This is a genomic window from Paracoccus subflavus (assembly GCF_004310345.1).
Classification (GTDB): Bacteria; Pseudomonadota; Alphaproteobacteria; order Rhodobacterales; family Rhodobacteraceae; genus Paracoccus; species Paracoccus subflavus.
Genome location: NZ_SISK01000007.1, coordinates 129,711 through 148,446, shown reverse-complemented (window position 1 = coordinate 148,446; position 18,736 = coordinate 129,711). Strand labels below are relative to the sequence as shown.

Below are 18,736 nucleotides of genomic sequence, written 5' to 3'. Positions count from 1 at the left end.
CGGCCTTGACCCAGGGTTCTTCGGCAGTTCCCCGCGCCTCCATTGCCCTGCGCGCACGGGCGCAGACGACCAGCGCCCATCTGCCGGCACTGATCATTTCGGCCCAGCGGCTTGCCGCCATGGTGGCGCCCGGCGCCCACGGCCTGCGCCGCAATGGTCCGGGCGAGGATTTCTGGCAGTACCGCCCCGCCAGCCAGGGCGACAGCGCCCGCGCCATCGACTGGCGGCGGTCGGCGCGGTCGGATGCCCAGTATGTTCGCGACCGCGAGGCGCAGTCGGCGCAGGTCGTGGGTCTGTGGGTTTCGTCAGGGCAGGGCATGGATTACGCAGGTGCGGCCAGTCGTCCCACCAAGGCCGACCGGGCGCATCTTCTGGCGCTGGCCCTGGCGATGGTGCTGCTGCGCGGTGGCGAAAAGGTGGGCCTGCTGGGTCAGCCCGCCCGCGCGGGACGGGCGCAGGCCGACCGTCTGGCCGAACAGATCGTGGCCTTGCGTCCGGCAGGCGCCGATGGCGACGCTCCTCCGGACGATGCCTTGCGCCCCAACCAGCGGCTGGTGATCCTGTCGGATTTCATGGACGATCCCGCCTGGGCGGATCGGCTGCTGACCCGTGCGGCGGGCATGGGGGTCACCGGCGTCCTGATGCAGGTGCTGGACCCCGACGAGGAAACCTTTCCCTATCACGGCGCCGTGCTGTTTCGGTCCCTGTCGGGCGCCATCCGCCATGACAGCCGCGACGCGGGCGGCCTGCGCGACGCCTATCTGGCGCGCCTCGCGGAACGGCGCGACTGGCTGCGCAGCCGGACGACCGGGGCGGGCTGGCATTTCGGGCACCATTCCACCGACCAGTCCCCCGCCGTCGCGCTAAGCTGGCTTTATCAGGTGCTTGCAGGCTGATGCTGATGCTGGGGCCCATAGGCTTTGCGGCCCCCTGGGTGCTGGTGGCGCTGATCGCCCTGCCGGTGCTGTGGGTGATCCTGCGCGCCATGCCACCCGCGCCGCGGCAGGTGTCATTCCCGGGTGTCGCGCTGTTGCGGGGATTGATCGACCGCGTGCCAATCGCCCGGCGCACGCCGTGGTGGCTGTTGCTGTTGCGCCTGGCTGCGGTGGCTGCGATGATCCTGGCCTTTGCCGGTCCGCAATGGCGCCCGACCGTGGCGGCGGGTCAGGACGGCCCCCTGCTGGTGGTGCTGGATGCCGGATGGGCCGCCGCACCCGACTGGCCCGCCCGGCTGACGCGGGCCGAGGCCGCGATGAACGATGCCGCCGCGACGGGACGTCCGGCGGCATTGATGCTGGCAGACGGGCGGCCCGTCGCCGGGGCGCTGGCCTTTGCCCCGGCCGATACGCTGCTGGCCAGGCTGCGCGCGGCGCAGCCTGCCCCTTGGCCCACGGGCCTGCCCGATGATCCCGCCCCGGCCCTGGAGGCCGTGCCCGAGGGTCAGCTTCAGACCCTGTGGATCAGCGACGGGCTGGATCATCCGAACCGTGCTGCCTGGCTGGCGGCGCTGGCCGAACGCGGCTCGGTCACGGTGGTCCCCCCCTCCCGTTCCCTGCGGTCGCTGTCGCTGCGGGCGGGCGATACGCCTTCCCTGACGCTGGCTGCCACGGATGACGCCGCTTACACCGTTCTTGCCATCGGTCCCGACCCCCAGGGGGTCGAACGCGAACTGGCCCGCCTGACCCCCGGAGATCCGGCCACGGCTGACGGCATCAGCACCCGGCCTGTCGCCATCGACCTGCCGCCCGAACTGCGCAACCGCATCACCCGTTTCCAGATCGAGGGCGATTCCCATGCCGGCGCCGTCGTTCTGGCCGATGATCGCGTCAAGCGGCGCAAGGTCGGTCTGGTGGGCGACGCCGACCACCAGGCCGAGGGTCAGGAACTGCTGTCGCAACTGCATTACCTGCGCCGCGCCCTGAACCCGACCACCGATCTGGTCGAGGGCAGCCTGGGCGATGTCCTCAACACCGCCCCCGATGTGATCGTGCTGGCCGATCGGGTCGATCTGGCCGAAGCGGACGACCTGACGGCCTGGGTCGAGGAGGGCGGCTTGCTGGTCCGATTCGCGGGGCCGCGCATGGCGGCTTATGAGAACCTGCACCTCGAACCCTTGATCCCGGTGGCTCTGCGCCAGGGTGGCCGCGACATCGGCGGCGCCCTGTCCTGGGGCGATCCGCGCGCCATCGCGCCCTTTGCCCCCGACGGGATCTTCGCGGGCCTGACCCCCCCAGACGAGGTTGCGGTCCGCGCCCAGTTGATGGCCCAGCCCGCACCCGATCTGGCCGACCGCACGCTGGCCGCGCTGTCGGACAACACGCCGCTGGTGACACGGGCCCGCATCGGGCAGGGGCAGGTGGTGCTGTTCCATGTCACGGCCAATGCGGAATGGTCCAATCTGCCAATCTCGGGCCTGTTCGTGGAAATGCTGGACCGGCTGGTTGAAACCGCCCGTGTCAGCCCCGCCGAACAGGCGGCCGACGACCGCGAACAGCCTTTCTGGACGGCCGAGACGGTTCTGGACGGCTTCGGCCGCGCCTCGCCAGCCGAGGGGCTGGCCCCGGTTGCGGCTGCGGATCTGGCGCTTGGTCCCGGACCGGAACGCCCGGCCGGAATCTATGCCGCGGGCGAACGCCGGGTGGCCCTGAATGCGGGCGCTCCGATGGCACTGGCCGACTGGCCCGGCGCCACGGTCGAGGCCGTCGGAGGCGCCGCCGGACGCGACCTGCGGGGGCCATTGCTGGCGCTGGCGGCGCTGCTGCTGGCGCTGGACGCGCTGGGTTCGGCGCTGATCGCCCGGGGCGGGCGGGCGGGCATTGCTGCGGCACTGGCGCTGCTCTTGGTCCAGCCCGTGCCGCCTGCCGGCGCGCAGGATTTGAACCCCGACCTGATCCGCGCCGCGAACGATGTGGCGCTGGCCTATGTGATTACCGGCGACGACCGCGTGGACGAGGCGTCGGGCGAAGGCCTGCGCGGTCTCTCGGCCGTGCTGCGTCAGCGCACCTCGGTCGAGCCGGGAGAGCCGGTGGCCATCGATCTCGACCGCGACGACCTGTCGGTTCTGACCTTTCTCTATTGGCCCATCACCGAGGCGCAACCGCTGCCCTCGCCCCAGGCCTATGTGCGGCTGAACGCCTTCATGCGGTCGGGGGGGATGATCCTGTTCGATACCCGTGACGGCGACATCGCCGGGATAGGCGGCCCGGACATGTCGCAGACCTTGCAGACGCTGGCCGCGCCGCTGGACATTCCGCCCCTGGCGCCCGTGCCGGACGATCACGTCCTGACCCGCAGCTTTTACCTGTTGTCGGATTTCCCCGGCCGCTGGCAGGGCAATCCCGTCTGGCTGGAGGCGCCCCCCGCCGGGGCGGAGGCTGCCGAGGGCGTGCCGTTCCGCCAGTTGAACGACGGTGTCAGCCCGGTGGTGATCGGCGGCAACAACTGGGCCGAGGCCTGGGCCGTCGATGACACCGGTTTTGCCGCCTATCCCATCGGACGCGGCTGGGAGGGCGAGCAGCAGCGCGAGCTGGCCTTCCGGTTCGGCGTGAATCTCATGATGTATGTGCTGACCGGCAATTACAAATCCGACCAGGTTCATGTGCCCGCGCTGCTGGACCGGATGCGGACCGAGGAGACGCTTGGTCCATGACCCAGATCCGGTTTGACCCCATGCTGCCCTGGTGGGCGATCGCGGCGCTTGCGGCTCTGGCCCTGCTGGTCGGCGGCTTTGCCCTGTGGCGGGGCCTGCGCGGCTGGGCGTGGCGCGGGCTGGCCGGGCTTGCGGCGGCGCTTGCCCTTGCCGGTCCGGCCCTGGAGATCGGCAGCCGGGCGGGCCTTTCGGACATCGTGATCCTGATCGACGACCGGTCCGCCAGCCAGACCCTGCCAGAGCGCGGCCCGCAGACCGACGGGGCCGTCGAGGCGATGACCCGCCGGATCGCGGCCCTGCCCGACACCGAACTGCGCCGCATCACGGTGGGCGACGACGACGACGGCACCCTGCTGGCCACCGAGCTGGCCCGCGCCATCGCTGCCGAACCCGAGACCCGGCTGGCCGGGGTGATCGCCGTCACCGACGGCCGCCTGCACGACCCCTCCATGTTGCCGGCGTCCGTGCCCGCGCCCGTCCATGTGCTGCTGACCGGACGCCCGCAGGACTGGGACCGCCGGCTGGTGATCGAAGAGGCCCCCGCCTTCGGCCTGATCGACCAAGAGGTGACGATCCGCCTGAGAATCGAGGATCAGGGCGCTGTCCCGCCCGAGGTCGAGGCGGGTTCCGTGAACCTGCGCCTGTCCATCGACGGCGAGGCCGAGCAAACCCTTGCCGTGCCGCTGAACACCTCGATCACGCTGCCCCTGATGCTGGACCATGCCGGCCAGAACGTCGTGCAGATCGGCTTTGACGCGCCCGCCGTTGACACCCCCGAGGGCGGCGAACTGACCGACCGCAACAACAGCACCGCCATCAGCATCACCGGCGTGCGCGACCGGCTGCGGGTGCTGCTGGTGTCTGGCGAACCGCACGCGGGCGAACGGACCTGGCGCAACCTGCTGAAATCCGACGCGGCGGTCGATTTGATTCACTTCACCATCCTGCGCCCGCCCGACAAGTCCGACGGCGTGCCGGTCAACGAACTGTCGCTGATCGCCTTTCCGACCCAGGAACTGTTCATGGAACGGATCAGCGATTTCGACCTGATCATCTTCGACCGCTACAGCGTGCGGGGCATCCTGCCGCCCGACTACTATCTCAACATTGCCCGCTATGTCGAGGAAGGGGGCGCGATCCTGGTGTCGGCGGGACCGGAAATGGCGGGGGTGGAAAGCCTGTATCTGTCGCCGTTGGGCCAGATCCTGCCCGCTCGCCCCACGGGCCAGGTGCTTGAGGAACCCTATCTGCCGCGGCTGACCGACGAGGGACGCCGCCACCCTGTCACCGCCGGCCTGCCGGGGGGCGAAGGGGACGAGCCGACCTGGGGCCGCTGGCTGCGCATGGGAACGGTTATGCCGGACCCCGGCGCGCAGGTGGCCATGACCGGGGTTGATGACCAGCCGCTTCTGATCCTCGACCGCGTGGGCGAGGGGCGGGTGGCGCTGCTCACCTCGGATCAGGTCTGGCTCTGGGGGCGGGGCTTCGAGGGCGGCGGGCCGCAACTGGAACTGCTGCGCCGCATCGCCCACTGGTCGATGAAGGAGCCGGAGCTTGAGGAGGAGGCGCTGCTGGCCGATGTGCGGGACGATCTGTCCGTCCGCTTCACCCGTCGCACCATGGCCGACAGCGCCGGACCGCTGATCGTGACCCGTCCCGACGGCGGAACCGACGAGATCGCGCTTGCCCCTGCCGGGCCGGGCCGGTTCATTGCCGACTGGACCGCGCCGGAACCGGGTCTTTACCGTCTGGAGGATGGCGACCTGCGCCGTGTTCTGGCGCTGGGTCCGGCAGCCCCGCGCGAGTTCGAGCAAACCGTGGCGGACGCGGCCACGCTGGCAAACCTTGTCACCGAGACAGGCGGCGGGGTGGTCCGCCTGTCCGATGGCGTGCCCGACCTGCGCACGGTGGCCCCAGGTCGCAACGCCCATGGCAGCGCAGCCTTGGGGGACTGGATCGCGGTCACGCCGCGCGAGGCGGCCACGGTAACCGGACTGGAGCGCCGGCCGCTGCTGCCGGGTTGGGCATGGCTGCTGCTGATCGCGGGTCTGATCCTGGCCGGATGGCTGCGCGAGGGCCGCCGGGGACAGGCTGGCGGGCAGGCGCCGAGCGCAGGGGCAGGGCCCGCCTGACTGGCTTGCCAAGGCCCGGCGCCGTTGCTAACCCGGCTAAAACCCGCGAGGAACGATGATGGCCGACGAAACGCCTGCACCTGCCGCCCATACCGAGGCCGATCTGTCGCTGATCAAGCGCATCATTCCCCACCGCTATCCCTTTCTGTTCATCGACAAGGTCCGCGACATCGTTCCCCACGAAGGCGGCGTGGGCATCAAGATGGTGACCTGCAACGAGCCGCATTTCCAGGGCCATTTCCCAGACGAGCCGGTCATGCCCGGCGTCACCATCGTCGAGGCGATGGCCCAGACATCCGCCGTGATCGTCGGCATCAGCATGAACATCATCGACCGGCCGCTGGCGACCTATTTCATGGGCATCGACAAATGCAAGTTCCGCCGCATGGTCGTGCCCGGCGACGTGCTGGAGCTGCATTGCAAGGCCCTGCGCGGCGGCGGCAAGATCTGGAAATTCGAAGGCCGCGCCCTGGTCGATGGCCAGCTTTGCGCCTCGGCCGAATTCACGGCGATGATGGCGCTCAAGGCCGATGACTGACGGTCATATCCACCCTTCGGCGGTGGTCGAGGACGGCGCGCGGATCGGGGCGGGCGTTCGGATCGGGCCATTCTGCGTGATCGGTCCCCAGGTCCGGCTGGGTGACGGGGTGGTCCTGAAATCCCACGTCGCCATCGCGGGCGACACGGCCGTCGGCGAAGGCACGGTGATCTTTCCCTTCGCCTCGATCGGCGAGGTGCCGCAGGATCTGAAATTTCGCGGCGAGGACGTGCGGCTGGAAATCGGCGCGCGCAACCGCATCCGCGAATACGTCACCATGAATCCGGGCACCAAAGGCGGCGGCGGCGTTACCCGGGTGGGCGACGACGGCCTGTTCATGGCGGGCTGCCATGTCGGCCACGACTGCCAGTTGGGAAACCGGGTGATCCTGGTCAACAACGCCTCGCTGGCCGGGCATTGCCACTTGGACGACGACGTGATCGTCGGCGGGCTGTCGGGCGTGCATCAATGGGTGCGCATCGGGCGGGGCGCGATGATCGGCGCCGTGACGATGGTGACGGCCGACGTGATCCCTTATGGCCTGGTCCAAGGGCCGCGCGGGCATCTGGACGGGCTGAACCTGGTCGGGTTGAGGCGCCGGGGCGCCAGCCGGGCCGATATCCACGAATTGCGCGACATGCTGGACAAGCTGGGCGCCGGCAGTTTCCGCGACACCGCCCGGCATCTGGCGGAAGGACAGTCGGGACCGATGGCCCGCGATGTGCTGGATTTCATTCTTGGCCCCTCGGGCCGCAGCTTTCTGACCCCGAAACCCGCATGAGCCGCCCGGAATGACCCGCATCGCCGTTATCGCAGGCCAGGGCGCGCTTGCCCCCGCCGTCATTGCCGCTCTGGACGCGCCGCTGGTCTATGCTCTGGACGGTTTTGCGCCCGATGGGGTGGACGCCGCGCCTTTCCGGCTGGAGCGGCTGGTGCCGTTCCTGGACAGCCTGCTGGACCGGGACGTGTCGCGCGTGGTCTTTGCGGGCGCGATCCGCCGCCCGCGCCTGGACCCCGAACTGTTCGACAACCGCACCGCGCAACTGGTGCCGCGCATCATGATGGCAATGCAGGCGGGCGACGACGGCGCCTTGCGGGCGGTTCTGGACGTGTTCGGGGAACACGGGCTGGAGGTCGTCTCGGTCGCGGATGTCGCGCCGGATCTGATCCCCGGCGAGGGTGTCCTGGCGGGCGAGCCGTCCGCCGCCGACCGGCGCGACGCGGAACGGGCAGCACTGATCCTGGCGACGCTGGGTCCGCTGGACGTGGGGCAGGGCGCGGTCGTGGCGCAGGGCCAGTGCCTCGCCATCGAAACTCTGCCCGGAACGGCGGCGATGCTGGATTTCGCGGCCCGCCATGTCGGGTTGCGGCCCAACCCGAACGGGGCCAGGGGCGTTTTCTTCAAGGCGCCGAAGCCCGGTCAGGACATGCGCATCGACCTGCCGACCCTTGGTCCCGACAGCGTGACCCAGGCCGCCGCCGCCGGTCTGGGCGGCATTGCCTGGGCAGCGGGCGGGGTGATCCTGCTGGACCGCGACGAATCCATCCGCCGTGCGCAATCCGCAGGGTTGTTCTTGTGGGCCATGCCGCCCGCCTGACATGCATATGCAGGAGATAGGCGCATGAAGTTCTTCCTGATCGCGGGCGAGCCATCGGGCGACCAACTGGGCGCGGCGCTGATGGCGGGCCTGCGCGAACTGGCGCCGGACGTGGAATTCATGGGCATCGGCGGGCAGGCGATGGCCGCGCAGGGTCTGGACAGCCTGTTCCCCATGGCGGAACTGAGCCTGATGGGCATCTGGGAGGTTCTGCCCAAATACCGCCACCTCAAACGCCGCATCGCCGAGACGGCTGGCCGGGTGGTCGCGGAAAGCCCGGATGCCTTGATCACCATCGACAGCCCGGATTTCTGCCTGCGGGTGGCCCGTGCTGCGCGTGACCAGCGGCCCGGCCTGCGCACGATCCATTACGTTGCGCCGTCTGTCTGGGCCTGGCGTCCGGGCCGCGCGCTGAAGATGGCCGAGGTGGTCGATCATGTGCTGGCGATCCTGCCCTTCGAGCCGCCCCTGATGCAGGCCGCAGGGATGACCTGCGACTTCGTGGGCCATCCGATCGCCACCGCGCCGGTTGCCGGCCCCGACCACGCGGCGCTGTTCCGCGCAGGCCACGGCATCGCGCCCGAGGTCCCGGTGGTCCTGTGCCTGCCCGGATCGCGCGGGGGCGAGGTCGGCCGCCTGCTGCCCCGTTTCGGCGAGACACTGACGGACCTGCGCCACCATGTCCCCGAGATGCAGGTCGTGCTGCCCACCGTGACGGGCGTGGCTGCCCAGGTACGGCAGATGACCGCGGCATGGAGGGTTCGCCCCCTGATCGTCGAAGACCCCGATGCGCGGCGCGGGGCCTTCGCGGCGGCCGATCTGGCGCTGGCGGCATCGGGCACGGTCAGTCTGGATCTGGCGGCGAACCGGGTGCCGATGGTGATCGGCTACGACATGGCGCCGCTCAGCCGGATGCTGGTGGGGATGCTGCTGAAAACCGACACGGTAACGCTGGTGAACCTGGTCAGCGACACCCGCGCGGTGCCCGAATTCCTAGGGCGCGACTGCCGGTCCGGGCCGATGGCCGAGGCCCTGCGCCGCCTGCTGGACGATCCGGCGGCGCGCCAGGCCCAGATGGACGCCATGGACCTGACGGTGGACCGGCTGGGCAGGGGGGGCGAGGCGCCGGGCCTGCGCGCCGCCCGGTCGGTGCTGCGCGCGGTTACAGAACCGCGGTGACGATCACCTCGACCTTGTAGTCGGGGGTGGCCAGCTTCGCCTGGCCGGTGGCCCGCGCCGGGGTATGGCCCTGGGGCGCCCACTGGTCCCAGACCGCGTTCATCTCTGCGAAATCCGCCATGTCGGCCAGCCAGATCTGGGCCGACACGATGCGGGTCTTGTCAGTCCCGGCCGCTGCCAGCAGGCGGTCCACCTGTTCCAGAACGGCGCGCGTCTGGTTGGCTATGGGGGCGCCGGGCGCGCCGACCTGACCGGCCAGCCAGACGATGCCGTTCGCGACCACCGCCTGGCTCATGCGCGGGCCGGTCTCGATACGATTGATGTCGCTCATGTTCATGCTCCTTGGATGAGACGCCAGAAAAAGATCGCGGTCATGCCGAAGCCGATTACCGCGATCAGCAGCCGCAGGGCGTCGCGCGGAATGCGCCGCGCCACGGGGGCACCGGCATAGCCGCCCGTGATGGTGCCCGCCGCCATGATCGCGCAAGGCCCCCATGCAACCGCCCCCCCGACCGCGAAGACGACAAAAGCCACCAGCGACAGCGCAAAGCTGAGCCAGCATTTCAGCCCGTTCATCTGGTGCAGATCCACCATGCCCCACATCGCGCACATCGCCAGGATCACGATGCCCAAGCCCCCGTTGAAATAGCCGCCATAGATCGCCACCGGCATCAGGATGCCAAGGCCAAAGGGCCTGACCACCGATTGCCAGCGCGAGGCGATGCGCCGAACTTCGGTCGCAAAGGTAAACACCAGCGTCGCCGCCAACAGCAGGAACGGCACCAAGACCGAAAAGGCCTCGTTCGAACTGACCAGCAGCAAGCCGCTGCCGAGGGCGCCGCCGATCATGGTCCAGATCGTCAGCCGCACCATCGGTGCCGCGTCGATCCGGCGGATGTCGTGCCGGAACGCGATGGCCGAGGACAGATAGCCTGGCAGCGCGGCTACGGTGGTGGTGGCATTTGCCGCGACCGGGGGGATGCCGATAAAGACCAGGGTTGGAAAGGTGATGAACGTGCCGCCGCCCGCGACGGCGTTCAGCATTCCGCCCATCAGCCCGGCGGCAAACAGCAGGGCAGCTTCCAGCATGGGCGGCCTTTGGACGGTGGCGGAACGGCACGGCGCCGACCGGGATTCGGATCGGCCCGAGGCTAGCGCCGCTGTCATGGGTGCACAACCCCCCGGCCCGGCCGCGCTTGCCGGCACGACGACCGGGTTCCGGGCAAGGCCGGGTTCGGCATGTTTGCGACCTTTCGGCCCTAGGAAATGTCGCAATCGGTGTTGCGTGTCCCCTGCGACGCGGCTTAACGTTTGTCAGCGCCGAAAAGCAGACCAAAAACAGGGAGAGCGCTTTGCTGGACAATCGCCGGGGCGACGCTTTCGTCGCCTTTGAACATGTGCAAAAAAGCTATGACGGTCAGACACTTGTCGTCAAGGATCTGAACCTGTCGATCGGCAAGGGCGAATTCCTGACCATGCTTGGCCCCTCGGGTTCAGGCAAGACGACCTGTCTGATGATGCTGGCCGGCTTTGAAACCGCGACTCATGGCGAGATCCGGCTGGCGGGGCGGCCGATCAACCAGGTGCCGCCGCACAAGCGCGGCATCGGCATGGTGTTCCAGAACTATGCCCTGTTCCCCCACATGACCGTGGGCGAGAACCTGTCCTTTCCGCTGGAAGTCCGCGGCATGTCCAGGGCCGAACGCGAAACCCGCGTCGCGCGGGCGCTGGACATGGTGCAGATGGGCCAGTTCGCCAACCGCCGCCCGTCGCAACTGTCGGGCGGCCAGCAGCAGCGGATCGCGCTGGCCCGCGCGCTGGTGTTCGACCCCGAACTGGTGCTGATGGACGAACCGCTGGGCGCGCTGGACAAGCAGTTGCGCGAACACATGCAGTTCGAGATCAAGCACCTGCACGAAGACCTTGGCATCACCGTGGTTTACGTCACCCACGACCAGGGCGAGGCCCTGACCATGTCCGACCGCGTGGCGGTCTTCAACGACGGCCGCATCCAGCAGCTTGCCGCGCCTGCCGATCTCTACGAGCGTCCCGAAAACAGTTTCGTGGCCCAGTTCATCGGCGAGAACAATAAGCTGCCGGGCACTATCGAGCAGTTGTCGGGCGACCATGCCCTTGTCCGCCTGGCCACGGGCGAGGTCATCGACGCCACCCCGGTCAATGTTCACGAAAAGGGTCAGCAGACGCTGGTGTCGATCCGCCCAGAACGGGTCGAGTTCAAACCCGAGATGATGCCCCCCGGCGCCCATATGATCGGTGCCACCGTGCTGGAGGTGATCTATATGGGCGACATCCTGCGGGCGCGGTTGAAGGTGGCGGGCAGCGACGATTTCGTCATGAAGATGCGCAACACCATCGGCCAGACCAGACTGGAACCCGGCCAGCAGATCAGGGTAGGCTGGCACCCGGCGGATGCACGCGCGCTGGACCCCGTATAGGCCGGCGCCCGCATCTGCGACCAAGAATGACGGCGAACGCCGCTTGTCCCTGCAGTTGGAGTGATTGATGAAAAAGATGCTCGCCCTGTCCACCGCGCTTGGCATGATCGCCACGCCCGTGCTGGCGGACCTGAACGTGCTGTCCTGGGGTGGCGCCTATGGCAACAGCCACCTGGAAGCCTATGCCAAACCCTTCGAGGCCGAGACCGGCATCAAGGTGACGATGTCTGATGCCGACAACCCGGCCACGCCCATCAAGGCCATGGTCGAGGCCGGCAACGTGTCCGTGGACGTGGCTTCGGTCGAATATGCCGATGCCGTGCGCCTGTGCGACGAAGGGCTGCTGGAGGAGATCGACCCCGCGATCCTGGTTACGGCCGAGGACGGCACGCCGGCCGCCGAGGATTTCATCGAGGGCGCGGTCACCGAATGCTTTGTCGCGACGGACGTGTATTCGATGGTGCTGGCCTATGACGCCAGCAAGTTTCCCGATGCCAAACCATCGACCCCCGCCGATTTCTTTGACCTTGAACGGTTTCCGGGCAAGCGCACCATGCGAAAGGGCGCCAAGTTCAATCTGGAACTGGCCCTGATGGCCGATGGCGTTCCAGCGGCCGAGGTTTACGAGGTGCTGTCCACCCCCGAAGGCGTGGACCGGGCCTTTGCCAAGCTGGAAACCATCAAGGACGACGTGATCTGGTGGGAAGCCGGCGCGCAGCCGCCGCAACTGCTGGCCGATGGCGAGGTCACGATGGCCTATGCCTTCAATGGTCGCATCTTCAACGCGGCCCAAGGCGAGGGCAAGCCCTTCGAGATCATCTGGGACGGCCAGATCTACGAGATGGAAGGCTGGGTCATCCCGAAGGGCGCCCAGAACCTCGAGGAGGCCAAGCAGTTTGTGGCTTGGACGACCTCGCCCGCGCCCCAGGCCCGCGCGGCGGAATTCATCAGCTATGGTCCCCCCCGCCAGTCGGCGGCCGCCATGGTCGGCAATATCGAGGGCATGGACCAGCCGATGGCCCCCAACCTGCCCACGACCGAGGCGAACATGACGAATGCGCTTGGGTCGGATCTGGACTTTTGGGTGGATCGGGATGCCGAACTGAACGAACGATTCAATAGCTGGCTGGCAAGCTGACGCCATTGCGGCGGGCAGCCTGATGCCCGCCGCCTTGCCCCGCAGGGGCCACTGACAAGGGGCGAAACGCCCCGACATCCAACGGGAGTCTGAAAACGTGAAAACCACTTTGGTTCTGTCAACCGCCCTTGCCGGCATGGCCTTTGCGGCCGCCGCGCAAGAGGTCAACGTCGTGTCCTGGGGCGGCGCCTACGAGGTCAGCCAGGTCGAGGCCTATAACAAGCCCTTCACCGCCGAAACGGGCATCACCGTCAACATGATCGCCGCCGACAACCCGGCCACGCCGCTCAAGGCGCAGATCGAGGCCCGCAACGTCACCGGCGATGTGTTCGACATCGAGGTCAGCGACGCCATCCGCCTGTGCGACGAAGGCGCGCTGATGGAGATCAATCCCGACGACCTGCCGGCGGCGCCGGACGGCACGCCCGCGTCCGAGGATTTCATCGAGGGCGCCTTGCAGGACTGCGCGGTCGCCAACATCTTCTGGGGCACGGTCATCGCCTTCGACGGCAGCAAGTTCGAGGGCGAAAAGCCGACCAGCGCGGCGGATTTCTTTGATACCGAGAAGTTTCCCGGCAAGCGCGGATTGCCCAAGAACCCCAAGCGGACGCTGTATCTGGCGCTGATCGCCGACGGCGCGTCGCCCGACGAGATCTATGATCTGCTGGGCACCCCCGAGGGCGTGGACCGGGCCTTTGCCAAACTGGACAGCATCAAGAACGATGTGGTCTGGTGGGAAGCGGGCGCGCAGCCGGTGCAGCTTCTGGCCGATGGCGAGGTGGTGATGACCACCGGCTATAACGGGCGTTTCTTCGATGCCATGGTGGGCGAGAAAAAACCCTTCGAAATCATCTGGGACGGGCAATACATGGACATGGACATGTTCGTGATCCCGAAGGACGCCCCCAATCCCGAGGCGGCGATGGAATACCTGAAATTCGCGACCGACACGCAGCGGCTGGCCGATCAGGCGAAATACATCGCCTATGGTCCGTCGCGCCAGTCCTCGGCCGCGCTTGTCGGGATGTATCAGGACGGGACCACCGAAATGGCCCCGCACATGCCCACCAATCCCGAACACATGACGACCGCCGTCATGGACGATCCCGAATTCTGGGCCGACCATGACGCCGAACTGACCGAGCGTTTCAACGCCTGGCTGGCCGGTTCCTGATCCAAAGGCAGGGCTGCCGTCCGCAAGGCCGTGCGGCAGCCCCCGAATTCCTGGGAAAGACATGGCGAACGCCCTTGATCCGCACGCCGCCATCGCAACGACCGCAACCGGGCTGGCCGACGGCAGGCTGCGGACGGCCGATGGCAAGCCCTTGGCCCGCGCTCTGGCCCGGTCGCAGTCCCGTGCCCGCCGCAGGGCCTTTCTGCTGGTGCTGCCGCTGCTGGCCTTCATCCTGATCACCTTCGTGGTGCCGATCGGGCAGATGCTGCAACGATCCTTCTATAACGACGGCTTTTCGGCCCACATGCCCGCACTGGGGCAATGGTTCGACGAAAACCCCCGCGGCACCGATCCCGACGAGGCCGCCTGGACCGCGCTGGCAACCGACCTTGAGGCCGCGGCCGAGGCGCGCACGATCGGCATCGTCGGCACGCGGATCAACTATGACGTGCCCGGCACGCGGTCGCTGTTCACCTCGACCGGGCGGCAGGTACGGCGGGGGATCGAGCCGCCCTATCGCGAGGCCCTGCTGGAAATCGACGAAGGCTGGGCCGAGCCGCGGCTATGGAGCGCGATGCGAAACGCATCCACCCCGCTGACCGGAAACTTCTATCTGGCGGCGGTGGACCGCACGCGCGCCGATGACGGCAGCGTGGTCCAGGTCGAGGAACGGCAGCGCGTCTATGTGATGCTGTTCATGCGCACCTTCTGGCTGTCGCTGGTCATCACCGTCATCACCTTCGCTCTGGGCTTTCCCATCGCGCATCTGCTGGCGACGCTGCCGATGCGGAAATCGAACCTGCTGATGATCCTGGTGCTGTTGCCGTTCTGGACCTCGCTTCTGGTCAGGACCACAAGCTGGATGGTGCTGTTGCAGCAGCAGGGGGTGATCAACGACATCCTGGTGTGGCTTGGCGTGATCGGGGGCGGCCAGCGGTTGCAGATGATCTATAACCAGACCGGCACGATCATTGCCATGACCCATATCCTGCTGCCCTTCATGATCCTGCCGCTGTATTCCGTGATGCGCACGATCAACCCGTCCTATGTCCGCGCCGCGCGGTCGCTGGGCGCAACAAGCTGGACCGCGTTCCGCCGCATCTATTTCCCGCAGACGCTGCCGGGGCTGGGGGCAGGGGCACTGCTGGTCTTCATCCTGGCGGTTGGATACTACATCACGCCCGCGCTGGTCGGCGGATCGTCGGGGCAACTGATTTCCAACATGATCGCGATGCACATGACCGACACGCTGAACTGGTCGATGGCCGCCGCGCTTGCCGCGCTGCTGCTGGGCGCAGTCCTGCTGCTGTACTGGGTCTATGACCGGATGGTCGGCATCGACAACCTGAAGCTGGGGTGAACCATGGCCGTGCCCACCTATGCAACCCCGCTGGAGCGCATCTGGCACTATGCCTATCTGGTGATCTGCGGGTTGATCTTCTTCTTCCTGATCGCGCCCATCGTGGTCATCATCCCCCTGTCCTTCAACGCCGAGCCGTATTTCACCTTTACCGACCGGATGCTGTCTTTCGACCCCGAAGGCTATAGCACCCGGTGGTATGAAAGCCTGCTGACCTTCGGGATGCAGAATCCCGATGCAACCGGCTGGGCCTTCTGGTCGGACGCCTGGAACAACGCCAGCTGGGTGAAGGCCGCAAAGAACTCGATCATCATCGGGGTGTTCTCGACCCTTCTGGCAACCGTCCTGGGCACACTGGCCGCGCTTGGCCTTTCACGCCCCGAGATGCCGTTCCGCCGGGCGATCATGGCGATCCTGATTTCGCCCATGATCGTGCCGCTGATCATCACGGCGACCGGGATGTTCTTTTTCTATTCGAATCCCTGCGAGCTTTTGGGAATCCTCGGCCTGCCTACGGAGTGCGGGCGACTGGCGGGCACCTATCTGGGCGTGATCCTGGCCCATGCGACGCTGGGCATTCCCTTTGTCATCATCACCGTGACGGCAACGCTGGTGGGGTTCGACCAGTCGCTGAATCGGGCGGCCGCGTCGCTGGGGGCCAACCCCCGGACGACCTTCTTTCGCGTGACCATGCCGCTGATCCTGCCGGGGGTGATCTCGGGCGCGCTGTTTGCGTTCGTGACCTCGTTCGACGAGGTGGTCGCGGTGCTGTTCATCGCCGGACCCGACCAGCAGACCATCCCGCGCCAGATGTGGAACGGCATCCGCGAACAGATCAGCCCGGCGATCCTGGCGGTGGCCACGCTGCTGGTGATCTTTTCCATCGCGCTGCTGACCACGGTGGAACTGCTGCGCCGCAGGTCGGAACGGATCCGGGGCGTGACGCCGCATTAGGTCACGGCAGGATCGCCAGCCACATCCAGATCGACAGGACCGATACGGCGGTGCCGACCAGCACCGTCGTTGCCGCGACGCGTTTGGCGACGCCATACAGGTTGGCGAACAGATAGGCGTTCACCCCCGGCGCCATCGCCGCCGTCATCACGGCCGACCGCAGGCCCGCGTCGTCCAGCCCGGTGATCCGGCCAAGGCCATAGGCCAGCCCCGGATGAACCAGCAGCGAACAGGCGCAGCACATGACGATTGTCCCGGTGTCGCCTTCGGGTCGGTAGCGATACAGGACGCCGCCCAGTCCGAACAGCGCGGCCGGCAGGGCGGATCCGGCGATCATGTCCACGGCGGCCCAGAAGCCTTCGGGCATGGCCAGTCCTGCCTGTTGCAGCACGTTGACGGCCATGCCCGCCAGAATGCCGATCACCAGGGGCGTGCGCAGAACGCCGGTCATGGCCCGCAACGCGACGCGGCCCATGGACAGGCCGCTGCCATGCGCGCGCGTGAATTCCATCACCGTGATGCCGAAGGTATAAAGCAGCGGCGAATGGATCGCGATAATGGCCCAGTTGCCCGACAGCGAATCCGGACCATAGGCGCGTTCCATGATCGGGATGCCCAGCAGCAGGCTGTTCGAGAACAGGCAGACAAAGCCGATCGCCACGCAGTCCATCCGCGGGCGGTGGAACAGAAAGCGGGCACCTGCCCAGCCAATGAAATAGCTGGAAAAGGCGCCGACATAGAAGGGCAGCAGCAGGCCGGGGCGGAACTCGGCCCCCAGGTCCAGGCGGGACATGGACACGAACAGCAGCGTCGGCGCGGCAAAGTTCTGGGCATAGGTCATCAGCCCGTCCACGGCGCCTTCGCGAAACATGCCGCGCCACGCCACCAGATAGCCGAAGCCCACGATCAGGAAGACCGGGACGATGATGTTGAACAGCGCGGTCACAGTGCGGCCTGGTGGTCGGGGCTGTCCGATGTGGTTTCGATCACCATGCCGTCGAAGGCCGGCTGGACATGGTCGGGCGTGGTGGCTGCGACCGTGGCGTAATCCATGTCGATATGCATGTTCGTCAGCACCGCGCGCGGCGTCCCCGCATGGCCGATCCAGTCCAGCGCCTGCGCCAGATGGGCATGGCTGGGATGGGGCTGGGGGCGCAGGGCATCGCAGACGAAAACCTCGGCCCCATGGATCAGCGGCCAGGCGGCATGGGGAATGTCCGACACGTCGGGCAGATAGACCAGCCCGCCGATGCGCAGGCCAAGGGCGGTGATTTCACCATGCTGGACGCGAAAGGGGATCAGCGTCACAGGTCCGCCGGGGCCTGCGACCATGATCGGCCCGTCGATCAGATGCAGATCGCAGATCGGCGGGTAATAGCTGCCGGGCGGGGTTTCGAAGATATAGCCGAACCGCTCCAGCAGCGCCTCGGACGTGGGCATGTCTGCCCAGGCGGGGATGCGCCTTCCGGCGTTGTAGGCCAGTTGCCGCAGGTCGTCGATGCCGTGGATGTGGTCGGCATGGGCGTGGGTATAGACCACCGCGTCCAGCGTGCCGACATTCGCGTCAAGCAGTTGCGGCACCAGATCGGGGCCGGTGTCGATCAGCACCCGCGTCACACCGTCGGGGCCGGGGCGTTCGACCAGCAGCGAACAGCGGCGGCGGCGGTTTTTCGGGTTGGCTGGATCGCAGGCCCCCCAGTGGTTCCCCAGGCGCGGCACGCCCCCCGACGATCCGCAGCCCAGGATCGTCGCGCGGATCATGCGGCGGCCTTGGAAAACAGCCGGTCGAAGTTGGCCGAGGTCTGGGCGGCGAACCGCGGATAGTCCATGCCAAAGACCTCGGCCATGATGGCGGCGGTTTTGGCGACATAGGCCGGTTCGTTGCGCCTGCCGCGATGCGGAGGCGGGGCCAGATAGGGGCTGTCGGTTTCGACCAGGATACGGTCCAGGGGGGCGGCGGCAAAGATCGCGCGCAGGTCGGAGGATCGCGGAAAGGCCGCGATGCCCGACATCGACAGGTAAAACCCCAGATCAAGCGCCGTCCGGGCCAGATCCGCGCCCGAGGTGAAGCAATGCATCACGCAGGAAAAGCCACCCGCGCGGTGTTCGTCCGTCAAGATCCGCGCCATGTCACCGTCGGCGTCGCGGGAATGGATGATCAGCGGCAGGCCGGTCTGGCGCGCGGCCTCGATATGGATGCGCAGGCTTTCGCCCTGACGGGCGGCGCTGTCGGCGGTATAATGGTAATCCAGCCCCGTTTCCCCGATGCCCACGAATTTCGGATGCGCCGACAGGGCGACAAGCTGATCCACGGTGACCATGGGTTCTTCGGCCGCGCTCATCGGGTGGGTTCCGGCGGCATAGAAGACCCCGTCATATCGTTCGGCCAGGGCGCGAACCTGCGGTTCCTGACGCAGGCGGGTGCAGATCGTCACCATGCGCGTAACGCCAGCGGCGCGGGCCCGGTCGATCAGGGCATCGTGTTCGCCGTCGAAATCGGCGAAATCCAGATGGCAATGGCTATCGACGATCGGCGTTGGTGGTGCCGCGTGGGACAT

Annotated in this window: 17 protein-coding genes; 12 read left to right on the top strand and 5 right to left on the bottom strand. The window is 67.5% G+C overall.

What is annotated here, in order from left to right:
* Positions 1-5 precede the first annotated feature (5 nt).
* The 7 genes from EYE42_RS10840 to lpxB are packed head-to-tail and all read left to right on the top strand — an operon-like array spanning position 6 to position 9,096.
* Positions 6-896: a DUF58 domain-containing protein gene (locus EYE42_RS10840; protein WP_246020735.1), complete on the top strand. Its 891-nt coding sequence runs from the start codon at positions 6-8 to the stop codon at positions 894-896.
* The gene (locus EYE42_RS10835; RefSeq protein WP_130991343.1) at positions 896-3,649 is read left to right on the top strand and encodes a DUF4159 domain-containing protein; all 2,754 of its coding nucleotides are present in this window, start codon (positions 896-898) and stop codon (positions 3,647-3,649) included. Before EYE42_RS10840 ends, EYE42_RS10835 begins: the two co-directional genes overlap by 1 nt.
* Complete coding sequence (locus EYE42_RS10830; RefSeq protein ID WP_130991342.1) at positions 3,646-5,781, top strand: hypothetical protein; 2,136 nt, start codon at positions 3,646-3,648, stop codon at positions 5,779-5,781. Before EYE42_RS10835 ends, EYE42_RS10830 begins: the two co-directional genes overlap by 4 nt.
* Positions 5,782-5,839: 58 nt before the next feature.
* Positions 5,840-6,319, top strand: coding sequence for a 3-hydroxyacyl-ACP dehydratase FabZ (gene fabZ, locus EYE42_RS10825; RefSeq protein ID WP_165455764.1), 480 nt, complete (start codon positions 5,840-5,842; stop codon positions 6,317-6,319).
* Entirely contained in the window at positions 6,312-7,100 is a 789-nt protein-coding gene (gene lpxA / locus EYE42_RS10820; protein ID WP_130991340.1) for an acyl-ACP--UDP-N-acetylglucosamine O-acyltransferase, read from the top strand. The genes fabZ and lpxA overlap by 8 nt, the downstream gene beginning before the upstream one ends.
* 10 nt (positions 7,101-7,110) lie before the next feature.
* Entirely contained in the window at positions 7,111-7,917 is an 807-nt protein-coding gene (locus EYE42_RS10815) for an LpxI family protein (RefSeq protein WP_130991339.1), read from the top strand.
* Positions 7,918-7,941: 24 nt separating this feature from the next.
* Positions 7,942-9,096, top strand: a complete 1,155-nt coding sequence (gene lpxB / locus EYE42_RS10810) for a lipid-A-disaccharide synthase (protein ID WP_130991338.1) — start codon at positions 7,942-7,944, stop codon at positions 9,094-9,096.
* Here lpxB and EYE42_RS10805 read toward each other — a convergent pair.
* Entirely contained in the window at positions 9,080-9,427 is a 348-nt protein-coding gene (locus EYE42_RS10805; protein WP_130991337.1) for a RidA family protein, read from the bottom strand. The genes lpxB and EYE42_RS10805 overlap by 17 nt on opposite strands.
* A gap of 2 nt (positions 9,428-9,429) precedes the next feature.
* Entirely contained in the window at positions 9,430-10,185 is a 756-nt protein-coding gene (locus EYE42_RS10800) for a sulfite exporter TauE/SafE family protein (RefSeq protein ID WP_130991336.1), read from the bottom strand.
* Positions 10,186-10,448: 263 nt separating this feature from the next.
* Here EYE42_RS10800 and EYE42_RS10795 point away from each other — a divergent pair, with 263 nt between their 5' ends.
* The 5 genes from EYE42_RS10795 to EYE42_RS10775 all read left to right on the top strand — a co-directional run bounded on the left by EYE42_RS10795 (position 10,449) and on the right by EYE42_RS10775 (position 16,178).
* On the top strand, positions 10,449-11,552 hold the full coding sequence (locus EYE42_RS10795; protein WP_130991335.1) for an ABC transporter ATP-binding protein: 1,104 nt from the start codon (positions 10,449-10,451) through the stop codon (positions 11,550-11,552).
* A 67-nt stretch (positions 11,553-11,619) separates the two neighbouring features.
* The gene (locus EYE42_RS10790) at positions 11,620-12,690 is read left to right on the top strand and encodes an ABC transporter substrate-binding protein (protein WP_130991334.1); all 1,071 of its coding nucleotides are present in this window, start codon (positions 11,620-11,622) and stop codon (positions 12,688-12,690) included.
* A 97-nt stretch (positions 12,691-12,787) separates the two neighbouring features.
* Entirely contained in the window at positions 12,788-13,864 is a 1,077-nt protein-coding gene (locus EYE42_RS10785) for an ABC transporter substrate-binding protein (protein ID WP_130991333.1), read from the top strand.
* Positions 13,865-13,925: 61 nt separating this feature from the next.
* On the top strand, positions 13,926-15,224 hold the full coding sequence (locus EYE42_RS10780) for an ABC transporter permease (protein WP_130991332.1): 1,299 nt from the start codon (positions 13,926-13,928) through the stop codon (positions 15,222-15,224).
* 3 nt (positions 15,225-15,227) lie between these two features.
* Positions 15,228-16,178 carry an ABC transporter permease gene (locus EYE42_RS10775; protein WP_130991331.1) on the top strand — a complete coding sequence of 317 codons (951 nt, stop codon included), beginning with the start codon at positions 15,228-15,230 and terminating at the stop codon, positions 16,176-16,178.
* 1 nt (position 16,179) lies between these two features.
* Here the strand turns inward: EYE42_RS10775 and EYE42_RS10770 are convergent, their stop codons facing one another.
* The 3 genes from EYE42_RS10770 to EYE42_RS10760 are packed head-to-tail and all read right to left on the bottom strand — an operon-like array spanning position 16,180 to position 18,736.
* Positions 16,180-17,124, bottom strand: coding sequence for an AEC family transporter (locus EYE42_RS10770; protein ID WP_130991330.1), 945 nt, complete (start codon positions 17,122-17,124; stop codon positions 16,180-16,182).
* Positions 17,121-17,939 (bottom strand): MBL fold metallo-hydrolase, encoded by an 819-nt coding sequence (locus EYE42_RS10765; protein ID WP_130991329.1) that lies wholly within the window; start codon positions 17,937-17,939, stop codon positions 17,121-17,123. Before EYE42_RS10765 ends, EYE42_RS10770 begins: the two co-directional genes overlap by 4 nt.
* The gene (locus EYE42_RS10760; RefSeq protein ID WP_130991328.1) at positions 17,936-18,736 is read right to left on the bottom strand and encodes a TatD family hydrolase; all 801 of its coding nucleotides are present in this window, start codon (positions 18,734-18,736) and stop codon (positions 17,936-17,938) included. Before EYE42_RS10760 ends, EYE42_RS10765 begins: the two co-directional genes overlap by 4 nt.

Excerpts from the sequence above, each read along its gene's own strand:
- EYE42_RS10775 (WP_130991331.1), top strand. The coding sequence starts at position 15,228 with ATGGCCGTGCCCACCTATGCAACCCCGCTGGAGCGCATCTGGCACTAT.
- fabZ (WP_165455764.1), top strand. The coding sequence starts at position 5,840 with ATGGCCGACGAAACGCCTGCACCTGCCGCCCATACCGAGGCCGATCTG.
- EYE42_RS10830 (WP_130991342.1), top strand. The coding sequence starts at position 3,646 with ATGACCCAGATCCGGTTTGACCCCATGCTGCCCTGGTGGGCGATCGCG.
- lpxA (WP_130991340.1), top strand. The coding sequence starts at position 6,312 with ATGACTGACGGTCATATCCACCCTTCGGCGGTGGTCGAGGACGGCGCG.
- EYE42_RS10780 (WP_130991332.1), top strand. The coding sequence starts at position 13,926 with ATGGCGAACGCCCTTGATCCGCACGCCGCCATCGCAACGACCGCAACC.
- EYE42_RS10790 (WP_130991334.1), top strand. The coding sequence starts at position 11,620 with ATGAAAAAGATGCTCGCCCTGTCCACCGCGCTTGGCATGATCGCCACG.
- EYE42_RS10815 (WP_130991339.1), top strand. The coding sequence starts at position 7,111 with ATGACCCGCATCGCCGTTATCGCAGGCCAGGGCGCGCTTGCCCCCGCC.
- EYE42_RS10800 (WP_130991336.1), bottom strand. The coding sequence starts at position 10,185 with ATGCTGGAAGCTGCCCTGCTGTTTGCCGCCGGGCTGATGGGCGGAATG.
- lpxB (WP_130991338.1), top strand. The coding sequence starts at position 7,942 with ATGAAGTTCTTCCTGATCGCGGGCGAGCCATCGGGCGACCAACTGGGC.
- EYE42_RS10765 (WP_130991329.1), bottom strand. The coding sequence starts at position 17,939 with ATGATCCGCGCGACGATCCTGGGCTGCGGATCGTCGGGGGGCGTGCCG.
- EYE42_RS10760 (WP_130991328.1), bottom strand. The coding sequence starts at position 18,736 with ATGTCCCACGCGGCACCACCAACGCCGATCGTCGATAGCCATTGCCAT.
- EYE42_RS10805 (WP_130991337.1), bottom strand. The coding sequence starts at position 9,427 with ATGAGCGACATCAATCGTATCGAGACCGGCCCGCGCATGAGCCAGGCG.
- EYE42_RS10835 (WP_130991343.1), top strand. The coding sequence starts at position 896 with ATGCTGATGCTGGGGCCCATAGGCTTTGCGGCCCCCTGGGTGCTGGTG.